We start from the raw sequence: 297 nt of genomic DNA, 5'->3' as shown, positions 1-297 counted from the left end.
AAACAGGCCGCGAATTTCTAAATCTTTCTGCGCCTTGGCTGTGAGTTGATTAAGGTTAAGCTCGCGACGCTCATTGCAGAATAACGCCAAACCAGCAGCGTAGAGCATGGGCGCTAGCACGCCATTAATCAGCAGCGTCATACTAAACCAATCATTACGGATCAGGCTGAAACGGTCGATATCGCCAATCCAAATTGTGCGGGCGCTGAATATGCCTAAACACATCACTAAGGCAATTAAATACACCAAACTGGCACTGGGGTATTTATGTCGTCCGTAGCGAATAACAATGTAGGT

At 46.8% G+C, this 297-nt stretch carries 1 pseudogene; it reads right to left on the bottom strand.

Annotated elements, in window-relative coordinates:
- Positions 1 to 297 (bottom strand): annotated as a pseudogene (locus CWB98_RS24170) (hybrid sensor histidine kinase/response regulator); the annotation flags it as partial.

The sequence above is a fragment of the Pseudoalteromonas rubra genome (assembly GCF_005887115.1).
GTDB classification, from domain to species: domain Bacteria; phylum Pseudomonadota; class Gammaproteobacteria; order Enterobacterales; family Alteromonadaceae; genus Pseudoalteromonas; species Pseudoalteromonas rubra_F.
The sequence above is the reverse complement of the archived record's forward strand: the minus strand, read 5'-3'. Positions and strand labels throughout refer to the sequence as shown.